The 26,532-nt window shown below is 36.3% G+C and carries 25 protein-coding genes and 1 pseudogene; 16 read left to right on the top strand and 10 right to left on the bottom strand.

Features of this window, described 5'->3' with window-relative positions:
• Positions 1 to 174 precede the first annotated feature (174 nt).
• The 4 genes and pseudogenes from Q1A47_RS05025 to Q1A47_RS05040 all read right to left on the bottom strand — a co-directional run bounded on the left by Q1A47_RS05025 (position 175) and on the right by Q1A47_RS05040 (position 4,739).
• Positions 175 to 870, bottom strand: a complete 696-nt coding sequence (locus Q1A47_RS05025) for a GNAT family N-acetyltransferase (protein ID WP_166530341.1) — start codon at positions 868 to 870, stop codon at positions 175 to 177.
• A gap of 72 nt (positions 871 to 942) precedes the next feature.
• Positions 943 to 1,424: pseudogene (locus tag Q1A47_RS05030) on the bottom strand (enolase C-terminal domain-like protein); the annotation flags it as partial.
• A gap of 99 nt (positions 1,425 to 1,523) precedes the next feature.
• Positions 1,524 to 2,981, bottom strand: coding sequence for a Na+/H+ antiporter NhaC (nhaC, locus tag Q1A47_RS05035; RefSeq protein WP_166530340.1), 1,458 nt, complete (start codon positions 2,979 to 2,981; stop codon positions 1,524 to 1,526).
• A gap of 915 nt (positions 2,982 to 3,896) precedes the next feature.
• Positions 3,897 to 4,739, bottom strand: coding sequence for an aldo/keto reductase (locus tag Q1A47_RS05040; protein WP_026681680.1), 843 nt, complete (start codon positions 4,737 to 4,739; stop codon positions 3,897 to 3,899).
• Positions 4,740 to 4,940: 201 nt separating this feature from the next.
• Here Q1A47_RS05040 and rpsN point away from each other — a divergent pair, with 201 nt between their 5' ends.
• The gene (gene rpsN / locus Q1A47_RS05045) at positions 4,941 to 5,210 is read left to right on the top strand and encodes a 30S ribosomal protein S14 (protein ID WP_026681681.1); all 270 of its coding nucleotides are present in this window, start codon (positions 4,941 to 4,943) and stop codon (positions 5,208 to 5,210) included.
• 97 nt (positions 5,211 to 5,307) lie between these two features.
• Positions 5,308 to 6,408: a metal ABC transporter solute-binding protein, Zn/Mn family gene (locus Q1A47_RS05050; RefSeq protein WP_166530339.1), complete on the top strand. Its 1,101-nt coding sequence runs from the start codon at positions 5,308 to 5,310 to the stop codon at positions 6,406 to 6,408.
• 498 nt (positions 6,409 to 6,906) lie between these two features.
• Here Q1A47_RS05050 and Q1A47_RS05055 read toward each other — a convergent pair whose 3' ends face one another.
• Complete coding sequence (locus Q1A47_RS05055; RefSeq protein WP_166530338.1) at positions 6,907 to 7,254, bottom strand: helix-turn-helix domain-containing protein; 348 nt, start codon at positions 7,252 to 7,254, stop codon at positions 6,907 to 6,909.
• Between the two features lie 117 nt (positions 7,255 to 7,371).
• Between Q1A47_RS05055 and Q1A47_RS05060 the strand changes: the two genes are divergently transcribed.
• From Q1A47_RS05060 to Q1A47_RS05095, 8 genes are all read left to right on the top strand, one after another.
• A complete protein-coding gene (locus Q1A47_RS05060) occupies positions 7,372 to 8,430 on the top strand; it encodes an LLM class flavin-dependent oxidoreductase (protein WP_026681684.1) in 1,059 nt (352 codons plus the stop codon).
• 9 nt (positions 8,431 to 8,439) lie between these two features.
• Positions 8,440 to 9,006 carry an NADPH-dependent FMN reductase gene (locus Q1A47_RS05065; RefSeq protein ID WP_121604927.1) on the top strand — a complete coding sequence of 189 codons (567 nt, stop codon included), beginning with the start codon at positions 8,440 to 8,442 and terminating at the stop codon, positions 9,004 to 9,006.
• A 261-nt stretch (positions 9,007 to 9,267) separates the two neighbouring features.
• Entirely contained in the window at positions 9,268 to 10,059 is a 792-nt protein-coding gene (locus tag Q1A47_RS05070; protein WP_166530337.1) for a class I fructose-bisphosphate aldolase, read from the top strand.
• Positions 10,060 to 10,146: 87 nt separating this feature from the next.
• Positions 10,147 to 10,692, top strand: coding sequence for a glycerol-3-phosphate responsive antiterminator (locus tag Q1A47_RS05075; RefSeq protein WP_026681687.1), 546 nt, complete (start codon positions 10,147 to 10,149; stop codon positions 10,690 to 10,692).
• Positions 10,693 to 10,806: 114 nt separating this feature from the next.
• Positions 10,807 to 12,069, top strand: coding sequence for a PTS galactitol transporter subunit IIC (locus tag Q1A47_RS05080; RefSeq protein ID WP_026681688.1), 1,263 nt, complete (start codon positions 10,807 to 10,809; stop codon positions 12,067 to 12,069).
• 15 nt (positions 12,070 to 12,084) lie between these two features.
• Complete coding sequence (locus Q1A47_RS05085) at positions 12,085 to 13,602, top strand: FGGY-family carbohydrate kinase (protein WP_205601731.1); 1,518 nt, start codon at positions 12,085 to 12,087, stop codon at positions 13,600 to 13,602.
• A 5-nt stretch (positions 13,603 to 13,607) separates the two neighbouring features.
• Positions 13,608 to 14,366 carry a 3-oxoacyl-ACP reductase family protein gene (locus Q1A47_RS05090; protein ID WP_026681690.1) on the top strand — a complete coding sequence of 253 codons (759 nt, stop codon included), beginning with the start codon at positions 13,608 to 13,610 and terminating at the stop codon, positions 14,364 to 14,366.
• Between the two features lie 28 nt (positions 14,367 to 14,394).
• Positions 14,395 to 15,396: a 2-hydroxyacid dehydrogenase gene (locus Q1A47_RS05095; RefSeq protein ID WP_026681691.1), complete on the top strand. Its 1,002-nt coding sequence runs from the start codon at positions 14,395 to 14,397 to the stop codon at positions 15,394 to 15,396.
• A gap of 160 nt (positions 15,397 to 15,556) precedes the next feature.
• Here Q1A47_RS05095 and Q1A47_RS05100 read toward each other — a convergent pair whose 3' ends face one another.
• The gene (locus tag Q1A47_RS05100; RefSeq protein WP_026681692.1) at positions 15,557 to 16,177 is read right to left on the bottom strand and encodes a metalloregulator ArsR/SmtB family transcription factor; all 621 of its coding nucleotides are present in this window, start codon (positions 16,175 to 16,177) and stop codon (positions 15,557 to 15,559) included.
• A gap of 289 nt (positions 16,178 to 16,466) precedes the next feature.
• Between Q1A47_RS05100 and Q1A47_RS05105 the strand changes: the two genes are divergently transcribed.
• The gene (locus Q1A47_RS05105; protein WP_026681693.1) at positions 16,467 to 17,087 is read left to right on the top strand and encodes a superoxide dismutase; all 621 of its coding nucleotides are present in this window, start codon (positions 16,467 to 16,469) and stop codon (positions 17,085 to 17,087) included.
• A gap of 77 nt (positions 17,088 to 17,164) precedes the next feature.
• Entirely contained in the window at positions 17,165 to 17,710 is a 546-nt protein-coding gene (locus Q1A47_RS05110; protein WP_026681694.1) for an NADPH-dependent FMN reductase, read from the top strand.
• A 115-nt stretch (positions 17,711 to 17,825) separates the two neighbouring features.
• Here the strand turns inward: Q1A47_RS05110 and Q1A47_RS05115 are convergent, their stop codons facing one another.
• The 3 genes from Q1A47_RS05115 to Q1A47_RS05125 form a co-directional block, all read right to left on the bottom strand.
• Complete coding sequence (locus tag Q1A47_RS05115; RefSeq protein ID WP_026681695.1) at positions 17,826 to 19,226, bottom strand: right-handed parallel beta-helix repeat-containing protein; 1,401 nt, start codon at positions 19,224 to 19,226, stop codon at positions 17,826 to 17,828.
• 422 nt (positions 19,227 to 19,648) lie between these two features.
• Entirely contained in the window at positions 19,649 to 20,275 is a 627-nt protein-coding gene (locus tag Q1A47_RS05120; protein ID WP_026681696.1) for a metal-dependent hydrolase, read from the bottom strand.
• 241 nt (positions 20,276 to 20,516) lie between these two features.
• Positions 20,517 to 21,410 (bottom strand): TetR/AcrR family transcriptional regulator, encoded by an 894-nt coding sequence (locus tag Q1A47_RS05125; RefSeq protein ID WP_026681697.1) that lies wholly within the window; start codon positions 21,408 to 21,410, stop codon positions 20,517 to 20,519.
• A gap of 296 nt (positions 21,411 to 21,706) precedes the next feature.
• On the opposite strand from Q1A47_RS05125, the gene Q1A47_RS05130 reads away from it, so the two are divergent.
• The 3 genes from Q1A47_RS05130 (at position 21,707) to cdaS (ending at position 23,754) form a co-directional block, all read left to right on the top strand.
• Positions 21,707 to 22,300 (top strand): 1-acyl-sn-glycerol-3-phosphate acyltransferase, encoded by a 594-nt coding sequence (locus Q1A47_RS05130; RefSeq protein WP_026681698.1) that lies wholly within the window; start codon positions 21,707 to 21,709, stop codon positions 22,298 to 22,300.
• A gap of 261 nt (positions 22,301 to 22,561) precedes the next feature.
• Positions 22,562 to 23,026 (top strand): NUDIX domain-containing protein, encoded by a 465-nt coding sequence (locus Q1A47_RS05135; RefSeq protein ID WP_121604935.1) that lies wholly within the window; start codon positions 22,562 to 22,564, stop codon positions 23,024 to 23,026.
• A 104-nt stretch (positions 23,027 to 23,130) separates the two neighbouring features.
• Positions 23,131 to 23,754, top strand: a complete 624-nt coding sequence (cdaS, locus tag Q1A47_RS05140) for a sporulation-specific diadenylate cyclase CdaS (RefSeq protein WP_026681700.1) — start codon at positions 23,131 to 23,133, stop codon at positions 23,752 to 23,754.
• 41 nt (positions 23,755 to 23,795) lie between these two features.
• Here cdaS and Q1A47_RS05145 read toward each other — a convergent pair whose 3' ends face one another.
• Entirely contained in the window at positions 23,796 to 24,701 is a 906-nt protein-coding gene (locus tag Q1A47_RS05145; protein WP_026681701.1) for a LysR family transcriptional regulator, read from the bottom strand.
• Positions 24,702 to 24,945: 244 nt separating this feature from the next.
• Here Q1A47_RS05145 and hpaB point away from each other — a divergent pair, with 244 nt between their 5' ends.
• Positions 24,946 to 26,412, top strand: coding sequence for a 4-hydroxyphenylacetate 3-monooxygenase, oxygenase component (hpaB, locus tag Q1A47_RS05150; RefSeq protein WP_166530336.1), 1,467 nt, complete (start codon positions 24,946 to 24,948; stop codon positions 26,410 to 26,412).
• Positions 26,413 to 26,532 lie beyond the last annotated feature (120 nt).

Genomic DNA, 26,532 nt, shown 5'->3' on the forward strand with positions numbered 1-26,532 from the left:
CCTGAAGATCCACTTTTTTGAGCGGGTTTTGCTAAAAAAGTTAGCTGAAGGACAAACCCCACGGAAAGGGAAGTGGGTAGCCGGAGTTGTGGTCAAGCAGTAGCTATTCCATAATAGCTACTAGAGGAAGCGTAAAATCTGAGCATGTAGTGATAAGGACTGAGCGAATTTTGCTCAGTTTTTTTTATAATGAACATACGTGTCATTATCTATTTGGATAGAAACTCCTCGATAACCTTCTTCCAGTAGTTTTTTCTGTGTTTCATAATCCATCATTCGAACGATTTTTTTCTTTATAGTAGTATTAAATTCTCTTGTGAAATCACGGAGTAGTATGTAACGAAGTTTTCCGTTATATTTCTTTTTGAGTGCGATTATTTCCATTCCTAAGGCAATCTTATCTTTAATACTTGGAATATTGAATGGTGCAACTGTGGTTGCTACATATTGAAAACGCTCTTTGTCTACTTCTGTAAATAGTAATTCCCCCATATACGTTTGTAGTCGATTCCCACGAAAGTCAGGATGTACATTAGATATTTCTGAATAGATCATTTTTAACCGTTCTTCTTTCGAAAGTCCAGCATCTATGCCTAAATGTTCATGTTCGTCAATATTTGGAATGAGCATTGCTCGAAAAGCAATCATTTTGTTCGTAATGAAGATACCAATCATTGAGCCATTTCCAGTTAAAATATGGCGATATTCTTCATAGCTCAGCGACTGTAAAGCCGTTGGTACTTCCATTGCTTGCTCAACTATTTGTTGGAGCTCTAAAATTTGTGGTATATCATCAACTGTTAAGAATCTAACATAAAAGGATTGCTTAGACTTTGGAAGCTTTCCTTCAGCAATAATCTTATGATTCATATGGACACCTTCTTTGTATGCTGTCAATGTAAGTAGTGTGGATTCATCAAATCAATTCCTAGGCCGATGTGTTTGGTTCAATTGAATAAATGGAAACATTATATTGTAAATTGCCAACGTCTTTTGAAAACTTTAATGGACCTGTTAATTCTACGCTTGTAATTGTCTTTTTCTAAAAAGCTATATAAAAGCCGGCAGCAGACCCGATGGAATATTCTACCATATAACCAATCTGACAGTCTATCCGAGCCGTCTCTGCCATCGCGGCTAACTTTATAGCAGGTACATGTCATATCACCACATTTCATCAGTTTAATATTCACTTTATCTGGTGAGCGCTTGGCTATTACTTCACGCATTTTTTTAAAACCATGTAATCCTTCATCAATCCTTATTGGAGTAGTAGTTTTCAATTTTATTTCTGCTAGAGAATCCATATCATCAGCTATAACTGGCTGCTCAAGCTAGTTTAAAGAAACATGTTGTAATTTATCTAAAGCTTGTAAGGTAGCTGCAGAAGAATGCCAGCCTTGGTTGACATCAGCATGAATAGCAGTTTTTTGCCGACATGTTTATGGACAGCTTGATACGTTCCAAGCCTATATTTTACTTGGCAATACTTCTATAGCAGTTATTTTCATAATTATCTCTACCTATATATAATGTTTACTTTTCTTTTCTCTAGTTTCTTCATTTTCTAAGGTATTGATATCATTAGCTTGATTTCTATCCATTTTTGCAATCGTAAATCCGGTAAAGGCATAGAGTAGTCCGATTAATGGAACTGTAAAATTCAAAATAGTGTATGGTGCATAGGCAAAAGCATGTACACCTAATGTGCCATATATAAACACACCACACGTATTCCACGGTATAAAGACAGATGTTAACGTACCGCCATCCTCTAATGATCGGGATAGATTTTTCGAATGTAGTCCACTATCATAATATACTTTGGCAAACATTCGCGAGGGTACAACGATGGAGATATATTGTTCTGAACAAGTAGCATTAGTCAAAAAGCAAGCACCGATCGTTGATGCAATAAGAGAACCAGTCGATTTTACAATTTTCAAAAGCTGATCCATCATGGCTTGCAGCATACCAGAGTATTCCAGTATACCACCAAACGTCATGGCAACAATTGTCATGGATACAGTATACATCATTGACATTAATCCACCGCGATTAAATAGTTCAGAAACCATCTCATTTGACGTGTTAATGGAATAGCCATTTTGTAACACATTTAGTGCGCTGGCTATGGTATCTCCTTGAATGATAATTTCAGATAGGAATCCCATAATAATTCCTACAGCGATTGAAGGAATCGCTGGTACCTTTAATGCTACCAAAATAATCACAAGTAATGGAATCAACAAAAGATATGGTGAGATAACAAAATTCGCTTGCATATCTGCAATGGTTTGTTGAATATTAGCATTCTCAATGGTATTCCTGCCGAAATCTTTTCCCAAGTAAGCGAAAACAAACAGAGAAATCAGTAGTCCAGGGAAAGTTGTATAAAACATATGCTTAATGTGCACAAATAAATCTGTGTTTGTTAAACCAGATGCAAGGTTTGTTGTATCAGATAGTGGCGACATTTTATCGCCAAAATAGGATCCAGAGATAACCGCACCTGCTACCATCGGTACGGGAATTCCCATACTCATACCGATACCCATGCCGGCAACACCGATTGTTCCCATTGTTGCCCATGAGCTTCCAACTGTCAATGCAACAATACCACATATGATTGTAATCGTTACCAAAAATATGGATGGTGAAATAATTTTTAAGCCAAAATAAATCATTGTAGCTACCACGCCACCACCAATCCAAGCACCAATAGTCAGTCCGACAAGCATGATGATAAGTACTGCCGGGAGAGCGAGTTTAATTCCTTGAAACATCATTTCTTCGATTTCTTTCCAATTATAACCTTGTTTCCAAGCTATCAAAGCAGCAACCCCTGTACCGATAATGAGTGGTATGTGAGGTTCACCTTCAAAAACAACAATGGTTAAAAGCATTGCAATAATCATAACTATTAATGGAACGAGTGACCACCAAATATTGATTTTTCGTTTTTTTATATCGATGCTCATATTGTATCCCCCATCTAGTAAAGTCGTAACAATAATAACATTTTTTAAAAGAATAAAAATTATTTTAATTAGAAATTATAAAATTGTCAATCTATTTTTGTTAATAATATAGTGGGTGTATACAAAGTGTGTTCGTATAAAAACAATTCTTCTCCGTGAGGACGGTAGGCTTAAGCTTACTTACAAATGAATATGTTATGTCTACTTATTTTGAGAAACATAGTTTTTTGTATCCTAATTTGTCAATGATAGCTTTATCTACATCCTTATTTTTACTAATCCAATTAGGGGATATGCTGTATGCTATTTTTAATAAAAGAAGCTGGGACAAAACACAACTTTTTACTCAAAATACGAATAATCATGTTATAAATAGAAGTATCATCGCCGCCCCGTGAAAATATACCCGCTTTCCGCGTGCACGGATTAATGTCAACTAATCAACGTTCAGTTTTAATTGTTTCTTCATTCTTTTGTCTCAGCCTCAATTAATGTATGTATCTTTCTACTCTGCGTTTGAAAATATCCCGGCTATTTTGTTTATACTGTAAGCGAAGTCGTTCAGAAATTTTCCTAATAATTACACCCAGCCTCTAAAAGAGAAGCCTCTGCCATTTTTCGAATACCAACGATATAAGTTGCTAACCGCATGTTGACTTGGTGCTGATTAGTAGTTACATAAACTTTTTTGAAAGACAGTTTGCATTCTTCAGATCAGTAATACCCGGATGTATCTAAAATTCACAAATTATGGCATGGATGATGGATGAATATAGCAGAATTAAAGAGTTCGAAAGCTAGACAATGGTAACGTCGGAATGTTTGAAAGGTTATACTGTCTGATCTCAGAGACGTATTTGTCTCTTTTAGGGTCAGACAGTACTTGTTTTATTTCTGACTAATCAATGTTTCTCCTTAAAATTCTTCATAGGTTGCAGGGTCTTGGTCTTTATTTCTACCATCCGGTCGAGTTAGGGTTGCGATTGCCTCCATTTCCGACTCTTCTAAAGAAAAATCAAAAATGGATATATTCTCAAGCTGTCGCTCGTATGCAGCAGACTTCGGAATTGCAATAGAACCAAGCTGATAATGCCAGCGTAAGATAATCTGCGAATTAGATTTTTGATGGTTTTTCGCTATGTCATTAATTATTTCATTTTGTAATACCTCATTTGCTCGCGCCAATGGACTCCATGATTGTGTACGAATGTTATGCTTTTCATGCCATTTTCTCTGTTCTTCCTGATTGAAAAATGGATGTAGTTCAATTTGGTTGAGGCTTGGCAGCACACCAGTTTCTTCTTCTAAACGTTCCAAATGCTCAGGTAGAAAATTACATACCCCAATTGAACGAATGAGTCCCCATTTCTTGGCATCTATTAATGCTTGCCATGCTTCGATATACGTATTCTGCTTTGGATTTGGCCAATGTATAAGATATAAATCGTAATAAGATAAATTCGCTCGATATAGGGATTCTTGAATAGTAGTTATAGCCTTGTCATAGGCTTGGTAACGACCTGGTAATTTCGATGTAATTATTAAATCCTCTCTATGGACAGAACTTCGACGCACTGCTTCTCCGACTGTTCCTTCATTCTCATAATTATACGCCGTATCGATTAATCGATAACCTGCATGTATCGCATTGCTAATTGCTGTTACACCTTGATTCCCATTTAGTTTATATGTACCAAAACCGACAAAAGGTACAGCCATCCCATCATTTAAAGTGACTTCTGGTATAGATAGGTTCATTTCGATTCACCCCTTCTTATTCTTATCTCAAGGTTACACATTTATAGGTAGAAAACCAACTATTTGAACTAATCTTTCATAAAACGTAATCGTTACTATTTACAAAACCAACGATTATAAGTATAATATTTAATCGTAATCATTACGATTTAATGCGCGACTTCTTATATTGAAGCATGAAATTTAGAAAGGAGGGATATGGTGGCTAAAAAAGCAAAAGTAGTCAAAGAGAAAAAACGTCAGGCAATGGTAAAAAAGTATGCTGAGATTCGTAGAGAATTAAAAGCAAAAGGTGATTATGAAGCATTACGAAAGCTACCGAGAGATTCTTCACCAACAAGATTAACAAATCGATGTCAAGTAACCGGTAGACCAAAGGGGTACCTAAGGAAATTTGGTATGTCACGAATCGCATTTAGAGATTATGCCCATAAGGGGCAACTACCAGGAGTCAAGAAATCAAGCTGGTAGGATGGAAAAATTAATAATAACTATATCCTACATTGATTGGTTACCTCTTGCATATAAATCGTAATGATTACGTTTTTTATGAAGGAGGAGAAGCGACTTGAAAAAATATTATAAGTTTAGTATCTATATTGCTTTTATTATTTTATTTTTGACTGGCTGCAATGTAGCGAAGGAACTATCTGTGTCGGAAGCTGGTGAAAATCATAAGGTGTTACAAATTTATACAACGTTATATCCTTTGACCTATTTTACAGAGCAAATAGGTGGAGAGCATGTGGAAGTGGAATCGATTCTACCTTTAGGTGCAGATGCTCATACATATGAGCCTACATCCAAGACAATGGTTGAGATTGCTAAGGCGGATGGATTTATATACAACGGAGCCCAAATGGAAGCTTATGCGGAAAGTATCAAGGAAGCATTAAAAGACGAAGGTGTTACTGTACTAGAAGCATCTAAAGGAATACCTTTATTAGAGCATAAGCATCATCACAGTCATGTCGAAGAAAATGACCATGACCATGGACATCATCATAATGAGATGGAAGAGGAAGAAGAAACGCACCATCACGATCATGGACAGGAAGACCATGAAACAGAAGAGCATACACATGAACATCAAGAGTCCCATAATCATGACGAGGAACCTGAGGAACATCACCATAATCATGGTGACAAAGACCCGCATGTCTGGTTAGATCCAAATCGAGCTATCACGATTGCTGAAAATATTAAAGATTTATTAGTAGAATTACAGCCTGAAGCAGAAGCGGAATTTGAAAATAATTTTACGGATTTGAAATCCAAATTAGAAGAACTAAACAAAAGCTATCATGAAAAAATTCAAGCACAAAGTAGAAATGAAATCTTAGTTACCCATGCAGCATATGGATATTGGGAAGAGGCTTATGGGATTAAGCAAATTGCTATTTCTGGATTATCTCCATCCAATGAACCATCTCAACAGCAGCTAGTGGATGTTATAAATATTGTCGATGACCATGAGATTAACTATTTATTGTTTGAACAGAATGTAGAGCCAAAAGTAGCGAAAGTTATTCAAAATGAAACAAATGTAAAGTCGCTTGACCTGCATAATTTATCTGTTCTTACTGAAGAAGATATACAAAATGAGCAGGATTATTTTTCACTTATGTATCAAAACCTAGATGTCCTAATAACAGCATTAAAAGAATAGACTTTATGCCTTTTCAATAGATAAGTAAATATTGCGATTATTACAGGCGGGTCTATTCTATGGACCTAAGGCACTACTCTATCTCCGGAGATATACGAGACTTCTTGAAAAAGAAGAGCGCTTTTTCTGTATCGCTGCCGAAGCTTTCCTTAATCCTAAAGAGGAAAGATACCGGTGAGACCTTACAGTGTGCCAGCACGAGGAGGCTCTCTAGCCACCTAAGGAAAACGAAGTATATTTCCGGAGAAACTTTATCCCACATCTAACTGGCAGTAAGATCCCATTTCAATAAAGTGGAACCAATATGAATAAGAGGGGATTGACTGCCAGTAAATGTCCGATTGGTTCTAGGGCCTTTAGGTCATACCCTTGTGGTACGAACAATCAGTGGGAGAATATACAATATCTCCACTGATTGAAGTTTCACTTTATCATATTAGTTATGCGTACTATTCTTTAATTAAAATACGCTTGTCTTCAAGCTTCCGTTAATAGTGGTTATTTCATTCTATGTTCCTCTTTTTTTAATTTATGCAATGTATGTTTAGTTCCCCATTCATGCATGGCTTCCAAAATTGGTTCTAAGGTTTTTCCGTACTCCGTAATGGAATATTCCATCTTAGGGGGAACCTGTGGGTAAACCACCCGCTGAATAATATCTTCTTCTTCCAATTCCCTCAATTGCTTCGTTAACATCTTTTGGGTAATCTCGGGCATCCTTTTTCTTAGCTCATTAAAGCGTTTCGTTCCTTCTTGTAATAAATATAAAAGGATTATTGGTTTCCATTTACCAACAAGTATACCTAAAGCATCTTCTACACGACATTCTTCTGGTATTTTATCCATTCTATTCCTCCTAAGTATCATTTTGTATACTAGGTCACCTTAAAGTGCGTACTTATATTTGTGATGGTTATAAACTACAATAACACTATAAGAGGTAATTGGAAAGGTGGATGAACAATGGAAACTTATCGCATTGATCGACGTAAAGGAATGGAGTTTGGCATCTATACACTAGGGGACCACCTGCCAAATCCTAAAACAGCAGAACGTATCTCTGCACAAGAACGTATACATGAAATAATTGAATTTGCTAAGTTAGCTGAACAAGCAGGTATCGATTTCTTTAGTGTTGGGGAGAGCCATCAGGAGTATTTTGCAACGCAGGCACACGCCGTAGTATTAGCAGCAATTGCCCAAGCAACAGAAAAGATAAAGCTTGCAAGTTCTTCGACGATTATAAGCACATCTGATCCAGTACGAGTATATGAGAATTTTGCAACCATTGATCTCATTTCAAAGGGAAGAGCTGAGATTGTAGCTGGGCGTGCATCAAGGATTGGATTATTTGATTTATTGGGCTATGATGTACACGATTATGAAGCATTGTTTGAGGAAAAGTTCGAATTGTTATTAAAAATCAATCGAGAGAAGATAGTTAATTGGCAAGGTGAATTTCGTGCGCCGTTAAATAGCGCTGAAGTTCTCCCACGTCCGAAAAATGATTCTATGCCAATTTGGCGAGCTGTTGGTGGTTCTTCGGCTAGCGCCATCAAGGCTGGTTACGCTGGAGTTCCAATGTTTCTTGCTCATTTAGGTGGTCCAGCTACAAGCTTTAAACGTTCGATTGATGCATATCGTGAAGCTGCTAATAAAAGTGGGCACGATTCATCTAAGCTACCAGTCGCGACTGCTGGCTTCTTTTATGCAGCAGAAACTTCCCAGCAAGCTTTACGTGAAATGTATCCTCATATAAATGAAGGAATGAAGCTAACGAATGGACAAGGATTTCCTAAACAGCATTTTGCACAAGGAGCAGATCCGCATAATGTTATGAATATAGGTAGTCCACAACAGATTATTGAAAAAATCTTATACCAGCATGAATTATTTGGGCATCAACGTTATATTGCCCAAATTGATTTTGGTGGTGTTCCATTTGATCGTTTAAAGAAAAATATCGAGATCATTGGTGCTGAAATTCTACCAGCCATTAAAAAATATACAGCAGAAAAATAGGAGGAAAAAATGAAAATTGTTGCGATGTCTGGGTCAAAGATTGGTACGAAAACGAGCACGGCTATAAAGTATACGATGAAAACAATTAAGAATACGTATCCACATGTAGGCGTTACTTTCATGGATTTAGCAGAATATGACGTTCAGTTCAGTGACGGCCGTCATTATTTAGATTATGAAGGGGATACAAAATATGTTACCCAATTAATTATGGAGGCAGATGCAATTATTATCGGAACACCTATATTTCAAGCATCGATTCCAGCTACGTTAAAGAATATATTTGATTTACTTCCAGTAAACGCATTTCTTGATAAAGTTGTAAGTATGCTAGTAACTGCTGGTTCGCCAAAACATTATTTGGTCCTTGAACAACAACTGAAACCAATTTTAACGTATATGAAAGCACAGATAGTTCCGTCTTATGTATTTATTGAGGAACAGGACTTTTATCAAAAAGAAATAATTAATGATGATGTGCGATTCCGAGTTGACCGTTTAGTGGAAGATACAATTGTATTAACCGAAACATATACAGCTATTCGCGAAAAGAAAGAAGCAGAATACTTCTTTTAATTCATTAAGGTAAAAGCTTTCCCTTACAAAAGCATCTTGCCTTTTTAAGGCTATATGTTGCTAACGCCTAAGGAAAGCGCATTCAAATGGTCTTGACAGATAGTTCTCCATCCTATATGATAAAATTAATGAAAGTCGACAACAAAATAGCATTAACAATTGGGTATGTGCTTAGGTGAATCCCTGCAATAATTGGCAGTTAACTGTCAGTTGGTTGTGGGGATTTTTTGTTGTCTATATTATAGAAATTGGGGAGATAGCATGCAAAAAACTAGACGAATGGCAAATCTATTTGCAAAAGATGGAAAGTCAATAACGTTGGCTCTTGATGGGTATTATTTTTCAACGAAAACGACCGGTATTGATAAGGCAATCGCTCAATTGCCAAGCATGATTGAAAATGGGCTAGATGCAGTACTTGTGACATATGGCATGGCTAAAACATATGCTGATACTTTTACCAATGTCGGCATGGTAGTACGTGCGGATATATCGACAGAACTGTTTGATGCAAGTGTTCCAAATACAACTGGATTAATTACAGTTGAAGATGCATTAAAACTCGGTGCTGATGGTGTGATTTCAATGACGTTTCCAGGAACTACGAATGAAGCAAGTTCACATCAAATAGCTGCTAATTTGGCACGTGAAGCAGATAAGTGGAATATGCCATTTATGTGCGAAACATTACCATTTGGTTATGCGGTAAGTAGTGAAGCCTCCAATCAACCGGAAGTCATCGCCTCTGCAGGAAGAATGGGGACGGAGCTCGGTGCTGATATTATTAAGACTAGATTTTCTGGTGAAGCTAGTGACGTAGAGATTGTGAAAGCCGCTCAACGACCTGTGCTTGCCTTAGGTGGACCTAAGACAAATGACATGTTAGCCTATTTTAAGTTTGTTAAGCATTGTATGGATGCTGGAGCGAAAGGCGTGGCTGTAGGACGTAATATTACGCAAAATGAACACCCATCAAAAGTGGTAGCTGGTTTGAATACAATTATTCATAAAAATGGTACAGCTGAAGAAGCGTATGAAGTTTATCAGACATAATAGCTAGTAAAATACGTAGAGCTTGACACTTTTTTTGAAGTTTTCTAGAGTAATAGTTGCAAGCGCTTTAAAAAAGGGGTGAGGGCGATGTTTTCGCAAAAGACTGTAATCCCTTCTATAAGACAACTAAAGGATTTGCAAAGTGCGCTTTCAAGTAAGTCAACATATATATTTCTCTCTGAAGTGCATATTGGCAATTTAAAAGAGCTAACGAATCGTTGTCACCAAGCTGGTAAAAAAGTCATCGTACATTTAGATTTGGTTGAAGGGTTAACGAAAGATACGAAGGGTGTTAAATGGTTAAAAGAGATGTTTAAAGTCGATGGGGTTATTTCTCCGAATCAACGTGTATTAAACGCTGCAAGTAAAATGGGAATGCTGACAATCTATCGTATCTTCTTGTTTGATTCTCGTTCGTTGGATCAGTCATTGAAATCGTTAAAAAATACGCATTTTGATGGTGTTGAAATTTTACCAGGACCGTTTGCTATTCATTTTGTCGAACGGATTCAATCCATCGTCCCAGAAGCAAGCCTGCTTGCGGGTGGTTTTCTAGATACAAAAGATAAAATAAATAAAATTCTTCATGGGGGATTTGTTGCTGTGACGACAAGTAATAGAGAGCTTTGGTAAAACAAAATAGCGAAGGGGTATTTGTGATTAGGTGATAATTCCCTCAAAGCTGACAGACAAAGGGCTGTCTTCTTTGGGGGTTTTTTCATGCACAAAAAAAGGGGGAATAGAAGGATGGAAATAATAAACTGGGTTATTGATCTAGGTCCGTCAGTTATGATGCCAATTATTTTCTTAATTTTAGCACTATGTTTTAGGATTAGGTTAGGTCGTGCTTTTAAAGCTGCCATGCTTGTAGGAATTGGTTTTATGGGTATAAATCTAATCATTACACTTCTTCTTGAGAGTATGGGACCTGCAGCAGAAGCAATGGTAAAGCGATTTGATTTGCAACTGACGGTGATCGATCCGGGGTGGCCAGTAGCAGCTGCAATTGGCTGGGGAACACCGATTGTTCCTTTTGCAGTAATTAGCATCATTCTAGTAAATATAATTCTATTAGTGTTTAATATAACAAAAACAGTCAATATTGATATATTTAACTTCTGGATATTCATGATAACAGGTGCACTCGTTTATAGTATAACTGGGAGTATATCGATAGCTGTTGTTGCATCACTGCTTCATTTTATAGTGGTTTTGATCATTGGCGATGTAACTGCTCCACGGATCCAATCAGACTATAATTTAAAAGGGATATCATTCCCACACGGGACTACAGCAGTTTTTGTGCCATTTGGAATAGCTATAAATTGGATAATCGAGCGTATACCCGGATTACGTAAAGTGGAGGCAGATCCTGAATCGATTACTAAAAAATTCGGGATATTGGGAGAACCCCTTACATTGGGGGCGATCATTGGAGCACTGTTAGGGATTTTAGCGGGATTTAATATAAGCTCTGTTTTAACGTTAGCTGTAACAGTAGCAGCGGTAATGGTACTTTTACCTAAGATGGTTGACGTACTTGTAGAGGGATTATCAATAATTCGTGAAGCAGCAGAATCGTTTTTAAAACGAAAGTTTCCAGATAGAGAGTTTTACATTGCTATGGACACAGCGTTGTTAATTGGTCATCCTGCTGTACTTGCAACCGGTTTGTTGATGATACCATCTACGCTTTTACTTGCAATTATCCTACCTGGCAACCGATTATTACCATTCACTGACTTGGCATCGCTTTCATTTTTGTTTGCGATGTGTGCACCTTATTTAAAACAAAATATGGTTCGGTTATACATTACAGGGCTGGTAATTATGACGATGGTGTTATATATCGGAACAGATATCGCTACTGCTTTTACGGAAGCTGCTAATCTAGCAAACGTTACTTTACCTGACAACATAAGCGATACAACAGAGCTTGCAAATCTTGTTGGTGGAGCTTCAACGCCGCTAGGTTGGTTATTAATTAAAATTGCATCATTTTTTGGATAGGGAGGAATGATTTTTTTGAATAAGTATTTACTAGGTATTGATAATGGGGGAACAGTTACAAAGGCAGCACTCTATTCGCTATCTGGAAAAGAAGTGGCAATTGCTTCTCAAAAGACAACGATGATTATGCCAAAGCCATTTCATACAGAGCGTGACATTAATGAGTTATGGAATGCCAACGTAACGGTTATTAAAGAGGTACTAAAGAAATCAAACATTGATTCAGAACAAATAGCTGGAGTTTCCATTACTGGACATGGTAACGGTTTATATTTAACAACCAAAAGTGGTGACCCTACTTACAATGGTATTATCTCTACCGATAACCGTGCGAAAAGCTATATTGAGAAATGGTACGCTAATCCGAGGTTTGAATCAGAAATATTGCCGAAAACAATGCAATCTGTGTGGGCAGGCCAACCGGTAGCGTTGTTAGCGTGGTTGCAAGATAATAAACCCGAGGTAATAGAAAAAACGGATTATGTATTCATGGTTAAAGATCTCATTAGGTTTAAATTAACTGGAGAAGCCTATTTGGAATTGACTGATATCTCAGGTACGAATCTAATCAATGTAAAAGATCAGTGCTATGATCTGCATTTACTTGAATTTTTTGGTTTAAGTAAAATGTTGCCAAAGCTACCTCCTCTTAAGCAATCAACCGATATTTGCGGATATGTTACGAAAGAAGCTGCATTAGCAACAGGGCTGAAGGAGGGGACGCCAATTGCAGGAGGAATATTTGATATCGCGGCGTCGGCTGTAGCATCAGGCTTGGTTGAAGAAGATAAATTATGCATTGTAGCGGGGACTTGGAGTATAAATGAATATATTACTAGGAAACCAATTGTAGACAAGGATTTATTTATGACTTCTATTTATTGTTTGTCTGATTATTGGCTTACAACAGAAGCAAGCCCAACTTCAGCAAGTAATTTGGAATGGTTTATTGAAAAATTTATGTCTGTAGAAAAACAAGAAGCTGAAAAACAAGGAAGTTCTATATATGACCTTTGTAACGAACTAGTAGCTTCAACTGAGCCTGAGGAGAGTAATCTTTTGTTTTTTCCATTTTTATTCGGTTCCAATACAGTACCGAATGCCAATTCTTGTTTTATCGGAATGAATAGCTGGCATCAATTGAAGCATTTCTTAAGAGCGGTGTATGAAGGTATTGTTTTTAGTCATTTATATCATATTGAACGATTGACGAAATATAATGACCAACTTGAATCATCGCGAATTGCTGGCGGTGTAACTAAATCAGCTATTTGGTTACAAATGTTTGCTGATTGTCTACAAATCCCACTGGAAATTGTTGAAGTCAAAGAACATGGAACGCTTGGAACAGCAATGTGTGCAGGGGTAATGACTGGATATTACCGATCAATCGATGAAGCTGCTAGAAATATGGTACATGTAGAACATATCATTAAGCCAAATCCGAACAGAGCCGAAGTGTATGCAACAAAATATAAGCTTTATAAAGAAACGCTAGAGAAGATGGAGCAAATTTGGAAGGTAGGGGTGTAGTAGCGATGGATTTAGGGATAAAAGAAAAAGTAGCCATTATTACTGGAGGTTCAAGAGGCGTTGGTAGGGAAACAGCACTAGCTTTAGCAAGAGAAGGTGCTAATATAGCTATTACCTATCAAGGAAGTCAAGAAAAAGCCCAAGATGTAGTAAGTGAAATTAGAGCTTTGGGCTGCAAAGCCGTAGCTTTTCAAGTGAATCTTGCGGATGCTCATGCAGCAAAAGAAGTAGTGCTTAAAAGTATTGCGTATTTCGGTGATGTAGACGTTTTGATTAATAATGCAGGTGTATGGCCGACAAGTTACGTGAAAGATATGCGATTGGAGGATTGGAAGGAAACTCTTGATATTAATTTAACCAGTGTATTTCAAACATGTAAAACTTTTTCTAATCATTGCTTAGACAAAAAGAAATCAGGAAAGATTCTTAATATTACCTCGCAAGCAGCATTTCATGGATCGACGACTGGTCATGCTCACTATGCAGCAAGTAAAGCTGGAATGGTTGGTTTTACGATTTCGCTTGCACGTGAATTAGCAAAAAGCGAAATAAATGTAAATAACCTTGCTTTAGGGATAGTGGAAACAGATATGATTAAAGACTCATTACAAAAAAATAAAGAATACTACATGAATCGTATTCCGCTGGGGCGAGTTGCATCACCAAGAGAAATTGCTGATATAGCAACTTTCTTAGTCTCAGAGAAGGCAAACTACCTTACTGGTGCAACCATTGATGCTACAGGTGGCATGTTGATGCGATAAACATAAAACAAAAAAGGGGTTATGGAAATTGAAATGTTTAGCCATTGCTGACTTATTTATTACAAAAGAAATGATGGAACAAGGCCTAACCAAATTAAAGGAAGCTGGTATCGAAGTTACGATACGTGAATGGAAACATGAAAATTTAGAGCAGTTGCAAAAGGATAATCTAGCGATTGAACAAGGCGGGAGTGAGGTTGTTGACGTACCGAACGACTTACTAGAAGATATGGATACGTTTGATATGATCATTACACAATTTGCTCCTATAAATAAGAAGGTAATTTCTTCTGCAACCAATTTAAAAGTAATAGGTGTACTTCGTGGGGGAACAGAAAACGTAAATAATGATATAGCCAGAGAAAAGCATATTAAAGTGGTGAATACACCAGGACGCAACGCGCGAAGTGTAGCTGAGTTTACGGTTGGACTCATCTTATCAGAAATTCGTAATATTGCAAGATCTCATGCTTTTCTAAAACAAGGTGAATGGCGTAAAGACTTTCCGAATAGTTCCTTTATACCTGAACTTGAAGAGAGGACAATTGGCTTAATCGGATTTGGAAACATTGGCCAATTAGTTGGTCGCTTCTTAAGTGGATTTGATGCTCGAATTATTTTCTACGACCCGTATTTTCATGGGCAAACAACGTTTGAACAGGTTGATTTAAATACGGTGCTTACCGAATCAGATATCATTTCTATGCATGGTCGATTGACGAATGAAACGAAGCATATGATTCGCTATGAGCATTTCCAACAAATGAAGAATACGGCTGTAGTCATTAACTCTGCTAGATCAGCACTTATGAAGGAAACAGACCTTATTAAAGCATTACAGCATAAAGAAATTGCGGGAGCAGCGATTGATACATTTGATCATGAACCATTAGGAGATAGTAGTCCATTTTTACAATTAGATAATGTGACAATTACTGCTCATATGGCTGGAAGTACGAATGATGCTTTTCGCAATACACCAAAAAAACTCGCAGAATATTTATTAGCATGGTATAAACGACAAGTGTAAAAGTAGTCTTTTAACATTTTTATCCCGCATATAACTAGCAATAAGATCGCCGCTTCAAGCGGTTCACCTAACAATCAGTGGGTTGATAAACCACCCCCCACTGATTGAAGTTTCACTTTATATTTCTATTGAATGAAAAGGGAAATGATTACAATCGGTATTAAAATGCTATTAAAAACCGACAGTGATCATTTCCTTCTGTTTTGCAGCTTGTTCGTGTAACATTATCCGTTTGTAATACCTTTTGAAACAGGGAGGTTTCACATCGGCATGCAATTTTGTATTCTTTAGCAACTGCCATAATAGGACAATTATATTCAGTAAGCTCATAGGTGTTTGCGTCAATCTTTGTGATATCCGCCATATAACCTTTTTCATTTTGAATCATTTCCATTTCTTTTATTCTTTCAGATGGGGATTTTTGGTACATCCGAATATTATATTCGTTCGTTAAACGATTTTCTCGTCTTTGAAATAATCGCTGAATGGAATCATCTCCATGCAAATCTCTAATATCGTTTAAAAATTCTACACTTAACCCTTCATAGCTTTTTGGAAACAATAATTCGCCTTTTTCCGATAACGAATACTGTTGCATCGGTCTTCCCATCGATTGTTTTACTTCTTCTGAAAAGATAAGCCCGTCTTTTTCCATAATAGAAAGATGCTTTCGAACTGCCATATCTGTGATATTCAAATGCCTTTTCAGTTCACCAACAGTCAATTTAACCTCTTTTTTTAATAGATGAAGTATCTTATCTTTCGTAGTAATCCTTTCCATAATTAATTAACACCTCTTTTTAGGAAATTACGGTCACTGTCTGTATAAGAAGCAACAAGTCTAGGCTCATACTAAACCTGGTCATTGATATGGCAGAATATAGATTTCCTTTATTGTATAAAAAAGTAGCAATAGTTAAAAGCAAAAAGAAACTATGTGACCAACAAAATTATTAGGGTTTTTTGAGCATATAAATTGCTTTTAACAAATTGATGCGATATCCTTTTTACATATTTATTATACCAATAAGTATAATAAGTACAAAATAAAAAGGGTGGAGGAATTTTTTATGGCAAAATTTGAATTACCTGAACTACCGTATGCAACAAATGCATTGGAGCCGTACATCGATCAAACTACTATGGAGATTCATCATGGGAAGCACCATCAAACATATGTAAACAAATTAAATGCTGCACTAGAAGGTAAGGCTGAATTAGCAGACAAATCATTAGAAGCAATTATTAGTAATTTGGAAGCAGTACCAGAAGATATCCGCACAGCGGTACGTAATAATGGTGGAGGACACTTAAACCATACGCTTTTCTGGGAAATTATCGCACCAGGTAAAGAAGCAGCTGAACCTGCTGGAAAACTGGCAGAAGCGATAAAAGAAGCATTTGGAAGTATTAGCAGTTTTGAACAAAAATTCGCTGATGCAGCGACAACTCGCTTTGGATCTGGATGGGCATGGTTAGTTGTTAATCAAACTGGTAAGCTAGAAGTAATAAGTACACCAAATCAAGACAACCCAATCTCAGAAGGAAAAACACCGATTTTAGGTATTGATGTGTGGGAGCATGCTTATTACCTTAAGTATCAAAACCGACGTCCAGAATACATTGAGAATTTCTTTAATATTATTAATTGGGACGTAGTTGCTGAAAAATATGAGTTAGCTGTGAAATAATGCAAATAAATGGAATGATGTGCTATTCTGGCGCATTATTCCATACATATACAGAATATAAAAAAGGGGGGAAACCAGTGAAAATTGTTGGAATTTCCGGATCAATAGTTGGAGAGAAAACCTCACAAGCTGTGCACGAGGTTTTACTTGCTGCAAAACGCCAGCAAAAAGATGTCGAGACAGAGTTAATCGATTTAAAAGACTATGAAGTTGAATTTGTTCGTGGAACCCCTTTAGCTTATTATAACGAAGATACTTGGTATGTTGTAAATACAGTCTTAGCAGCAGATATCATTGTATTTGGCTCCCCAATATATCAAGCTTCGATCTCAGGTGTGTTAAAAAACCTGCTCGATCATTTTCCTGTGGACGCTTTCAAATCTAAAGTGACAGGAATTATAACAACGGGCGGATCTGAAAAGCATTTTCTTGTGTCTGAATACCAGCTTAAACCGATACTTTCTTATTTAAAAGGGATCGTACCGTCTTGTAGTGTTTTTATTCATAATGACTCATATAATGATGATAATGAAATCGTAGATCCTTCCATTTTAAATAGGATCACATTGCTCACGAAAGAGATGATGGCGATACAACAACGGATTGAACTGGAAACACAATAATGATGCAGTAAATCTGCTGATAGCTGATAGACGAACAGGGCTGTTCCCGAAATTTAAACTGGCTTTTTGGTGACAGCCCTTACTATGTAGCCTCTTTTACAGGAACTTATAGCACTTAGTTCTCTACAATATTTTTTGCAGGTGAATCCTTCTTTAAATTAAAATTATATTGGTTTTCATTTTCATATTTTGGGTCTAGGTAACTGGATTTTAAATCGCTTTTTGAAGTAATTTTAAATTCAGGAAAAGAAGTGTATGCTTCTTCTTTCCATACCCAAATACCTGTTCTTCCTACTTCCTTATGAAATACATTCATTATTAACTTGTTGGCATAATTTGTTGTAAAATGGTTAGCAATAAATAGACGAGATGGTCCAGCAGTTAAAATGTTTTTTTTAATCACATTTTTTTTAATATTATGCTGTAATAAAAGCTGTCCCCCGTCTAACCCTTTCGTATCGTTTCGATAAATAATATTTTTGGAGATAATGGAATTTTTCGTACCACCTCGTTCTTTATCATATCCGCCAATTGATATGCCTGTGTAATAGTTTTCATAAATAATATTATTTCTAATTGTAATATGCTCCGCATATTTCCCAGCATGTTCAGAGGTTGCTTCAATACCGATATCGCAATGATAGATGGTATTCTTTTCAATAGTTATATTTTTTCCGCCGTCTACGTAAATACCACCTGCACTATAATCTTCTCCATAACTTGGATTTCCGTAAGAGGAAATATCATAAACTTGATTATTCTTTATGAAGCCATTTCGTGCATAGTCATTTTTCTTATCATTAGATATCCCTTCATAACCGATAATATCAATGCCTATATTATCATTTCGGCGAACAAGATTATGTTCTATTTTAAAGCCATTTATATTACCATTGAGTACAATCGATTCACTTGAGCCCAGCTTTAAATCTTCCACTGTATTATTTAAAATGTTTATGTCTACCATTGGAGAGGTTCCATATACCGCAATTCCATGCCCATTTCCATCATTTGCATGAGTTTCAATACGCTGCACATGGTTATTTTCTAAAGTAATATGACTGCTAGAACCTGTAACATAAATTCCCATTACTGTTTCATTTGTTACATTACTAGTTAAATCCTGTATGATTAAACCACTAACTGTAACATAGTTTTTATTATTTATTGTAACTAACGAAGTATTCTCTTCAGCATCCTTTAGGTCCTTTCCACTAACAACTACCTTCTCGTTTTTGTAGGCTTTAAAAGTAATTGGTTTTGTTTTTGTACCACTATGTTTAACGACAAGCTTTTCGTTGTAAGTTCCTTTTCGTATGAAGACAGTAGTTCCTGCACTAGCTTTTGTAGCGGCTTTATTTAGCGTGCGAAATGGCTTTAATTTTGTACCATCATTTTGATCATTTCCATTTATAGATACATATATGACCTTTTCCTGCCCTGCATTAGCACTATTCGATATGAGAAAAATTGTAACAGCAGCCCCCATCAATAGAATATATAATACCTTTTTCATGTAATCACTCCGTAATAAAAATAATTATGTCTTCATCATCGTACACGATGATGAAGACAAATACTATTTCTTCGTAATTTAAAGCAAAAAAGAAGGCTGAAGAGATGGCCATGCGGCATTAAATCTAATTTATGGGAGCTTTAGTGCAATTCTATTTGGAAACAACTGAAAACTGACTGAGTTGAAAAAAGTATAGTAGCAATTATTTGTTGATCTAATTTTCCATCAACAAGAAGGGACATGAGGGAAAACAAAGCATATGGAAGCATGTGGGAACACTATATTAATAGAGAACTGGTAGAAGATACATAGGTTGGTTTGAAGCAACCGTACCTAGTTACGACTGAATCTGAACTTCATGGGATGAAGAGCAAGAGGTTAGTGGCATTTGGAGAAAATGCTATCACTAACTCCTAACTTACTTACATGTCCTTGGACCAAATTGGTAGAAAAAGCTTAATGCCTCGTTTGTTAAACGGGAGGAACTTGCTATCTCCAACTAAGTGGCTAATATACCCAATGAGGCAGGTATAGTAAACGCCGTCAACAGCAAGTGAGGATTCTAGGTTAGCAGCAATAAACCCAAAGAAAATAACCCCCAAGATAGAATGCGTATATGTACGGTGTGCTACAAAGGAAGCAATAAGAATATAGATTCCTAGCAATAGTAACCACATTTCCTGTAAGGATAGTCCACCCGCTAGTATACCAATCCCGGTAATGGTTAGCATATGCTTTTGCTTGATCGATGAAGATAATGCCAACAGTGCTAAACCGATTCCCATCCCAATGTACCTTTCATTATTTGCTCCTTCATAGAAACTATAGCAAATAAGCAAAACACCAATTAATTGTGCAACCGCTCGAAACATCTTATGAGATAAGGTTATCTTTCCTCTTAATTTACCATCGATATCAAGATCAGGAAGTAAACCTGATACGGTACCGATCCCGATTAGTAAAAGTGTTTGAGAAGGAGTAGATTGAAGGTTGTTTGCTATAATAAATCCTGTTGCTGCTCCAATTGTTGCATGTGCTGTACCATTCATTTAGTAGTACTCCCTCCATCCTATACGAGATTATAGAAAAAAAGACTATTACATTGTACAACAAAATATATGTTCTGTTTAGTAGTAGAATTAATTATTTCAATTGTTTTATTTTATGAGAAAGTATAGAGAACATGTGAAAGTCAAACGTGAAAAGGCAGTCTGAATTGGATAATCTATATTTAGAAAACAAAAAGGAGCAATCTCAATCTATCGAGCTTGCTCCTAGTTACAGATCATCTTATTCTTTTGTGTTTGTAGAATCTACAAAATTCCATAGCTTGAAGGCTATTTCTCTGGCCTCTACTTCATGGGGCGTTGTTTTAAATACTTCTTTAAATGAGTGCGAAATTGTCTCGATCAGGAAATATCTAGGATCATCTTTTTTTAATTCTTCAAGTAGAAATAGCAAGTACTCCAGACCGCTTGATGTAGTATTCGTATCAAGTTTTTGGTGGAAGCCATTTAATTGAGTTAAAAGTTGGTCTTTGGATCCTTTCTTATCACCTATGTTTCTCGCTAATGTGCTTCGTACATCGTCATCTAAAAGCAGGTCTTTTGAATGTATCAATTGTGGTACAATCGCATCTATTCTTCTAATCACATAGGCTACAAGCTCAGTAATATCACTTAAATTCTTTGATGAGGCAGTCCAAATATGAATAATATGTTGCATCATGCCAAGTAGAAGGACTGCACAATCAAGTGCATAGGGAGCAGATGCTTTGCCATATACATCAATTAGTCTATCTCTTAGCCAAAATAATTCGGCTAAATGATTTTTTTTGACAAAATCTCTTAGTTCATCGTCACCGGAATGGAAAATAGCTTCAAACAGAAGAAATAGATTCTGTTCGCGATTAATGTGCATACGAATTGCTATTTGTTCTGCAAGAACTTTTTTATCAGAAAGGTTTTGTCCAATAAGAATTTCTCTTCGCCTAACAAATGTCTCCTCATTAACATATTCTAATATTGCTATTAGACATTCATTCTTCGAGGAAAAATAGTTATAAAATGTTCCCTTTGAAATGTTTGATTCCTCTAAAATATCTTGTATGGAAGTAGCAGAGAACCCTTTCTCGATGAAAAGTTGTTGTGCAGTAACTAAAACTTGTCGCTTTCTTTCATTCATCTTATCACCTTTATTCCGCTCTCACAGGAAGAAAAAGATAATTTTGCTCCATTCCTGTAAGAACCAGCGTCGTTCAACTGCAAATAATGGAAGGATAATATTAGCTATACCTTATGCAGCATAAGATTATCGTAACCGATTACTATCTTCTTAGCAATGAGAACGAATATTATTGAGAGAAGCTTAAAAAAATTGTTGAGCTTTATACAATATTAGTATCAGGTATTAATACTTTATGTTAGAATGAAGTCGTAAGAATAAATCAATCTATTTATAAAGTGAAGGGGTTTCAGGATATGTATTATTTCGCAGCACATGCTTTAAAAATAATATTACGTTTGTTTGGAAGATTGAGTGTATACGAAAAGCAAAATGTACCGACATCAGGTGGCTATGTTATAGCTTGTACGCATACAGGTTGGGTTGATATATTATGGCTCGGAGTATCTGTTCTGCCAACAAAAATCCATTATATGGCAAAAAAAGAGCTCTTTCAAACTCGATTTTTAAAATGGTTGATGGAGGGGCTCCACGCATTTCCAGTTGATAGAGAAAATCCTGGTCCGAGTACCATTAAAATTCCCAGACGTTTACTATCTGAGGGAAAGGTTGTGGGGATTTTTCCAAGTGGTACGAGAACGAGTGAGGAAGTTCCTTTAAAAAGAGGTGCAGTTACGATTGCAGGACATGCGAATGTTCCAATTATTCCGGTGGCTTATAGTGGGCCAAATAATTTTAAAGATCTGTTGACGCGTGTGAAACCGAAAATTATATATGGCAAACCAATTTATCTGTCAACAGATTTGACTAAAAAAGAGGGAATGGAAGTTATGTTAGCTGAACTAAATCAGGAATTACGTCTGCTCCAGCAGAAGCTCCAGTCAAAGTGATCTCAACAAGAGGGAGTCTATGTTAAGAAATAGAGCTCCCTTATTAATAGATTAGCATAGAGGATGAGTAATTTTTCCGCATGAATAATACACTGCCTTACGTTACAGACAGTTTTGAAAAGTATAAAAAGACTAATTATTCATCTAGGTTTAATTAGATTAATTTTATATGTAATGATAAACGATTCATTACTCTAAGTTAATTAATCAATAACTTTGCACATGAGAATACAAGCGTAAAAAAGCGTAGGAGGGAAAGTTATGGGGATTAGAAATTCTGCCAAAGCAATTATTATTCATGAGGGTGAAATTTTAACAATAATGAAGCAAGATAGAGATGGCTATTATTATTTGTTGCCTGGAGGTGGGCAAAATAAAGGTGAAAATTTACATCAGGCCTTAAAAAGAGAAGTATTAGAAGAGATAAGTGCAGTTGTAGAAATTGGTGAATTATTGTGCATACGTGAATATATCGGAAAAAATCATGAACATGCCACATATGATGGGGATACGCATCAAATCGAATATATGTTTATTGCTAGTTTAGAGGGAGATAGAAGCCAAGTAATGAATGGCGTTCTTCCTGATGATGGTCAAATTGATGTAGCTTGGCTACCTATTTCAAGCATTGAGAACTATCGGCTATATCCAAAAGCACTTCGTCCCTATTTAATTGAATATATGGCTGAAGTAAAGCCTCCCGTTTATCTTGGGGATGTTAATTAACGATATATACTTCAATAAATAATATAAAACAATAGATGTCCGTATACCTTTCTTTTAAAGGGAAAAAGTAAGTAGAACCGATAAAAAAGATAGAGGTGTGTAAAATGGATAATGTTAATCTAGGGCTATCTGATGAAATGCAGAACCATTTAAGCAAATATTTAACACAAATTACATCTGATATTAATCATGTGCTTGATACAATTGAAAGAAAAGACTGCTGTATATTAAATGAGTTTGAGCATATCCATCATACGTTTCATGATTTACAAAAGACAGCTGCTTCGTATTATTTAAATTCATACTTATCCTCATACACTGATCGCTATCAAGCCTTATCAACAGCGATACAACATTTTTCCGAGCGTAAACACGGGGCACTCATGGTTGTTGAACGAAATGATATGTTGGAAACATTCCTACATTCTGGGATTCCAGTTGGTGCAAATCTTAGTTATGCCTTATTGGAATCCATATTTTACCCTGGAAGCCCACTTCATGATGGCGCTGTCCTAATTAAAGGGAATACCATAATCTCTGCGGGAAATGTTCTTCCTCTCTCTCAACAGGTAGCAGGTGATAAAAAAATGGGAACACGACATAGGGCTGCATTAGGATTATCTGAAATTAGTGACGCAGTTGTACTTGTTGTATCAGAAGAAACAGGTAAAGCTTCCTTTGCATTAGATGGTAAAATGTATGCGATTCATCCTGGAGGAATGATTTAAATGGTTGAAACTGACAAATCTTATGCGTATCATCCAATCGGTCATTCGAAGATAGTTTCTTTCTCAAGCTTTTCGGATTGAAATAATTCAATAAATCGCCTTGTACTTTTAGAAAGGTAACGGTCCTTTAACCAAATAAGAGATGACTGAGAAATGATTGTATTATCTTCTATTGTTAATGTTTTTAGCCCACGTAATTGATGTCCAGATAGTGTCGACTCAGGAACAATTGTTGCTCCAACCTCCTCACTAACAAGTTGGAGAATCATGTCTACATCTGGACATTCACAGACTATTTTAGGGTGTAGATTAAAACTTTCAAATTGATCAAGGATTAATTCATATTGTCCAATGCCGCTAATTCTGTGTAATAGTAACAATGGAAATGTGCTTAGTTGTCTCATTGTAGTAGCTATCATGGAAGATTCGCACCATTGTTCTGGCATTACTACGATATATTTTTCATCCGGAAGGGAAAGGGAATTAAAGGCTTGCATCTCTAATGGTAAACGAATAATGGCAATGTCAATATCTCGATTACTTAGTTGTTCAGCAAGCGAATAGGAATCTCCTTCTTTTAAATAAAAGTGTACGTGAGGGTATTTTTCCTGAAATAGCTTTATTTGCCTTGGTATGTGAGAGAAGCAAGTTTTCACACAACCGAGCGAAATACTTCCCTTCGTACCCGTCCCAGTTTCTTTTACCTCTGTAATTGTTTCTTCTAATGTATCGAACAATTCGTTAATTTTATTATAGAGTACTGTTCCTGCATCTGTTAATTCCATTTTACGCCCGTTACGTTCCAATAATTTAACTCCTAGTTCTTCTTCTAATGACTTCAAGCTTTGACTTAGTGGTGGCTGGGCCATATGTAATTTATTAGCTGCTCGGGTAATTTGCCCTTCATTAGCTATAGCTTGAAAATACCGTAAATGTCTTATTTCCATTGAGCTATTCATCCTTTTTTAGTTGGTAACGCTTACTTTCATTGGATTATATATGATTTGATGTACAAAAACAATATCTTTTAAAACAAATATATATTATATATATAGATTACTAATGAAATAGATATTATTAATATAGAAATAATCGTGCTATTATTCTAATTAAAGGTATTATTCAGAAAAAAGTTTGTGCATTGGACCGAAATGATACCGCTTACAAAAATAAAGTATAGGAGGAAAGTATATGCCAGCAAAATCAGGAAAACAATATATCGATCGTTTAAAGCAAGCGAATAATAATGTGTATATTCATGGAGAACGTGTTGAAGATGTAACAGAGCATCCGGTATTTAAAAATGCAGTTCAGTCCATGGCAAGACTATATGATATTCAATATGAAAAACCAAAAAAAATGCTTTACACTTCTCCTACTACAGGAGACCAAGTAGGGAAGACATTTATGGTACCAACCACCATTGATGAACTAATCGAGCGACGTGAGGCAATTATGGAATGGCAAAGTTTTACGAAAGGGTTAATGGGAAGATCTCCTGATTATTTAAATGCTGATGTTATGGCAATGGGAGCAGCAAGTGAATTCTATGCCGAGGGTGACCCAATGTTTGCTGAAAACGCAAGGAACTTTGCTACTTTTGCAAGGGAAAAAGACATTAGTTTGACCCATACATTAATTCACCCACAGGTGAATCGTGCAAAGATTCAGGCTGAGCAGAAAGATGCAAATGTCGCTCTTCATGTAGTAGAAAAAAATGATGAAGGTGTCGTAGTTGATGGGATTCGCCTTTTAGCAACGCAAGGTGGTATTACGGATGAAATTCTAGTATTTCCATCTACAGTTAAAAAATCAGGTAAATTAGACGATCCTTATTCGTTAGCTTTTGCAATTCCGAATAACACACCAGGACTAAAGTATTTGAGTCGTGAATCGTTTGACTATGGAAAGAATCAATATGATCATCCACTCAGTTCTAAATTTGAAGAAGGGGATACCATTGTCGCATTTGATCATGTACTTGTACCGTGGGACCGAATCTTCGTTTTAGAAAATTCATCCATATGTAATCGGGCATTTTCTGAGACGAATGCAGTTGTGCATATGACACATCAAGTGATTGTCAAGGATATCGCTAAAACTGAATTCCTGCTTGGGGTTGTTCTTACACTAATGGATTCGATTGGCATTGATGGATTCCAGCACGTAAAAGATAAAGGCACAGAAATCATGCTTACCTTAGAAACAATGAAATCTCATCTATTTCGAGCTGAGCATAGCGCTAAATTGGATAGGTGGGGGATGATGACACCTAATTTCCAAGCTTTAGATGCTGCTAGAAATTGGTTTCCTCGTGTTTATCCGAGAATGGCTGAAATACTAAGGATTTTAGGGGCATCAGGCATGATGGGAATACCAACATATGCTGATTTCGAAAATGAAGAAATTGGTCCAATTCTTCATCGTGCTATGCAAGGAAAAAACGTTGAAGGTTATGAGCGCGTACAGATTTTTCGTTTAGCTTGGGATTTGACAATGAGTGCATTTGGTAGTCGCCAAACGCATTATGAATACTACTTTTTTGGCGATCCAATTAAAATGGGCATGGCGTATTTTGATAAATATGATAAAGAAGTGTATAAAGCCCAAGTTCGGGACTTTTTAAGTAGTCAGCACATGGGGCAAGTGAAATTATAAAATTTTTATTTGTTATATCAGAAATGTAGCGATATTTTATTATAAAAGCCAAATAAAATTGATGGTAATACATTGAGCCTAGAAATTGGCTCGGTGTTCATTATCAAATGAAAATTACTT

The sequence above is a fragment of the uncultured Virgibacillus sp. genome, from assembly GCF_947495635.1.
GTDB lineage: Bacteria > Bacillota > Bacilli > Bacillales > Amphibacillaceae > Virgibacillus > Virgibacillus salarius.

Coding starts and splice junctions, on each gene's coding strand:
- Q1A47_RS05025 (WP_166530341.1), bottom strand. CDS start 870: ATGAATCATAAGATTATTGCTGAAGGAAAGCTTCCAAAGTCTAAGCAA.
- nhaC (WP_166530340.1), bottom strand. CDS start 2,981: ATGAGCATCGATATAAAAAAACGAAAAATCAATATTTGGTGGTCACTC.
- Q1A47_RS05040 (WP_026681680.1), bottom strand. CDS start 4,739: ATGAACCTATCTATACCAGAAGTCACTTTAAATGATGGGATGGCTGTA.
- Q1A47_RS05055 (WP_166530338.1), bottom strand. CDS start 7,254: ATGGATAAAATACCAGAAGAATGTCGTGTAGAAGATGCTTTAGGTATA.
- Q1A47_RS05060 (WP_026681684.1), top strand. CDS start 7,372: ATGGAAACTTATCGCATTGATCGACGTAAAGGAATGGAGTTTGGCATC.
- Q1A47_RS05065 (WP_121604927.1), top strand. CDS start 8,440: ATGAAAATTGTTGCGATGTCTGGGTCAAAGATTGGTACGAAAACGAGC.
- Q1A47_RS05070 (WP_166530337.1), top strand. CDS start 9,268: ATGCAAAAAACTAGACGAATGGCAAATCTATTTGCAAAAGATGGAAAG.
- Q1A47_RS05075 (WP_026681687.1), top strand. CDS start 10,147: ATGTTTTCGCAAAAGACTGTAATCCCTTCTATAAGACAACTAAAGGAT.
- Q1A47_RS05080 (WP_026681688.1), top strand. CDS start 10,807: ATGGAAATAATAAACTGGGTTATTGATCTAGGTCCGTCAGTTATGATG.
- Q1A47_RS05090 (WP_026681690.1), top strand. CDS start 13,608: ATGGATTTAGGGATAAAAGAAAAAGTAGCCATTATTACTGGAGGTTCA.
- Q1A47_RS05100 (WP_026681692.1), bottom strand. CDS start 16,177: ATGGAAAGGATTACTACGAAAGATAAGATACTTCATCTATTAAAAAAA.
- Q1A47_RS05105 (WP_026681693.1), top strand. CDS start 16,467: ATGGCAAAATTTGAATTACCTGAACTACCGTATGCAACAAATGCATTG.
- Q1A47_RS05115 (WP_026681695.1), bottom strand. CDS start 19,226: ATGAAAAAGGTATTATATATTCTATTGATGGGGGCTGCTGTTACAATT.
- Q1A47_RS05120 (WP_026681696.1), bottom strand. CDS start 20,275: ATGAATGGTACAGCACATGCAACAATTGGAGCAGCAACAGGATTTATT.
- Q1A47_RS05125 (WP_026681697.1), bottom strand. CDS start 21,410: ATGAATGAAAGAAAGCGACAAGTTTTAGTTACTGCACAACAACTTTTC.
- Q1A47_RS05130 (WP_026681698.1), top strand. CDS start 21,707: ATGTATTATTTCGCAGCACATGCTTTAAAAATAATATTACGTTTGTTT.
- Q1A47_RS05135 (WP_121604935.1), top strand. CDS start 22,562: ATGGGGATTAGAAATTCTGCCAAAGCAATTATTATTCATGAGGGTGAA.
- cdaS (WP_026681700.1), top strand. CDS start 23,131: ATGGATAATGTTAATCTAGGGCTATCTGATGAAATGCAGAACCATTTA.
- Q1A47_RS05145 (WP_026681701.1), bottom strand. CDS start 24,701: ATGGAAATAAGACATTTACGGTATTTTCAAGCTATAGCTAATGAAGGG.
- hpaB (WP_166530336.1), top strand. CDS start 24,946: ATGCCAGCAAAATCAGGAAAACAATATATCGATCGTTTAAAGCAAGCG.